Genomic DNA, 1,839 nt, shown 5'->3' with positions numbered 1-1,839 from the left:
GCGCATCGGGCGCCAACGATTCGCCTGCGCCCTGGCCGACGCGACGGCCATGCCGGCGCAGAACTGGCCGACGACCTGATGTCCCACTGCCAGGAGGCCGGTTTGCCGCCCGTGATCATCGGCTGGGCCACCTTCCCGACACTCGATATGACCCGTGCCGATACGGTCCAAAATGCCCGCAAGGCACTCGACCATGGCGCATTTTTCGGCTCCGGGAGCATCACCCCATTCGATGGGGTAAGCCTCAACATCAGCGGTGACCGCCTCTACCAGGCCGACGACATGGCCGGTGCCATGGCTGAATTCAAAAAAGGGTTGCAGCTCGACCCGACGGATGCGAATCTCTACAACTCGCTGGGCGTGTGCTACGGGATCCTTGAAGACTATCCCAATGCCTTCGCGGCTTTTGAAAATGCCATGCAGCTTTCGCCCCATGATGTCATGGCCGTTTACAACAAGGGCTACCTGCTGTTGCGTCAGGGCCAGCACACGACGGCACTGGCTTGTTTTATGGAGGCCTATGCGCATGAACCGGAAATTTTCGAAGTGGTCTATCATATCGGCCAGGCGCACATGGCGCTGGCACAGGCCGATCAAGCCCGGCCTTTCCTTGAGGCAGCGACGCGCATCAACCCGCGCTCAGGACCGGCGGCCGCCCTTTTGGGACGCTGTCTGGACGATCTGGGATTGACCCGGGACGCCATTCAGGCTTACAAACACGCGGTCAAAATCAACCCGGAAGACGCCGAGGTTCTGTCGCGCCTGGGGCAATCGTACCGTCTGCTTGGGGAAAGCCTGGATGTGGCGGCGGTTTTCTGTGAACAGAGCGTGCGGCTCGTGCCGGACAACGGCCAGTTCCGGGTGGCCCTGGGGGAGGTGTATCTTCAACTGGAGCGGATCGACGAGGCACGGGCCGAATTCGAAGCCGCCGAGCGTCTGGGATGTCCCGACCACCCTCGGATCGAGGCGATCCAGGAAGGCCGGATGGCCGCCGAAGCCGGCTGAACGGCAAAACGGGCATCCCCTTGTTAACGGCGCAATCATGCTTAATGTATTAAATTCAACTGGTCGTCGGGAAATACACGGACACGTTAGTGAACCCTGCGGCGGATACCGCCGCGAGCGTGGACGGCCACGCTGCCGGGAACGGATGGCCGGACGCTTTGCCAAAACCGAACAAGGAGTAATGTTCCATGCCCATCTATGAGTATCACTGCAAGGGATGCGGTCACGATTTTGAATATCTGGTACTGGGAGGCAGTGAGCCGGATCAGTGTCCGGCGTGCAAGTCAAACGAAGTCTGCCGGTTCATGTCTTCCTGCGGCTTCGTCAGTAAGGGCGGCGGAGGTGAAACCGTGAGCAAATCCGCCGGCGCCTCGTCGTGCACGGGCTGCAGTGCGACCAGTTGTGCCGGGTGCGGCCATTGATGACCCGGGAATCCATCATTATCGGAACCCGCGGCAGCCAACTGGCCCTCTGGCAGGCCAATTGGGTAAAAGCGGCCCTCCTCAACCACCATCCGGGGCTTGCGGTCCAGTTGACCATCATCAAGACCCGCGGTGACAAAATCCTCGACGTTCCCCTGGCCAAGGTGGGCGGCAAAGGACTGTTCGTCAAGGAGATCGAAGAGGCCCTGCTGGAGGGACGCATCGATCTGGCCGTTCACAGCATGAAGGATATGCCCGCCGAGATTCCCCAAGGCCTGTGCATCGGGGCCATCCCCGAACGCGAGGAACCCCGGGATGTGCTGATCACGCGCAGCGGGCTGCCGCTGGAGCGGTTGCCCCAAGCGCGCGGGTGGGCACCAGCAGCCTGCGCCGGGCCGCCCAGCTGTTGAAT

Annotated in this window: 3 protein-coding genes; all 3 read left to right on the top strand. The window is 61.6% G+C overall.

Annotation, left to right across the window (positions count from 1 at the left end; translation table 11 throughout):
- Positions 1–1,005: tetratricopeptide repeat protein (locus tag JCM12296_RS34530; RefSeq protein ID WP_054702669.1), on the top strand; the 1,005-nt coding region annotated here is incomplete at its 5' end.
- Between the two features lie 188 nt (positions 1,006–1,193).
- Positions 1,194–1,427 carry an FmdB family zinc ribbon protein gene (locus tag JCM12296_RS34525; protein WP_054702667.1) on the top strand — a complete coding sequence of 78 codons (234 nt, stop codon included), beginning with the start codon at positions 1,194–1,196 and terminating at the stop codon, positions 1,425–1,427.
- Entirely contained in the window at positions 1,382–1,837 is a 456-nt protein-coding gene (locus JCM12296_RS34520) for a type 2 periplasmic-binding domain-containing protein (protein ID WP_306304191.1), read from the top strand. Before JCM12296_RS34525 ends, JCM12296_RS34520 begins: the two co-directional genes overlap by 46 nt.
- Positions 1,838–1,839: the final 2 nt, after the last annotated feature.

The sequence above is a fragment of the Desulfosarcina cetonica JCM 12296 genome, assembly GCF_001311845.1.
GTDB classification, from domain to species: domain Bacteria; phylum Desulfobacterota; class Desulfobacteria; order Desulfobacterales; family Desulfosarcinaceae; genus Desulfosarcina; species Desulfosarcina cetonica.
This window is presented reverse-complemented; position numbering and strand designations above follow the sequence as displayed.

What these genes read in the sequence shown, in the direction of transcription:
- JCM12296_RS34525 (WP_054702667.1), top strand. Translation starts at nt 1,194, where the DNA reads ATGCCCATCTATGAGTATCACTGCAAGGGATGCGGTCACGATTTTGAA.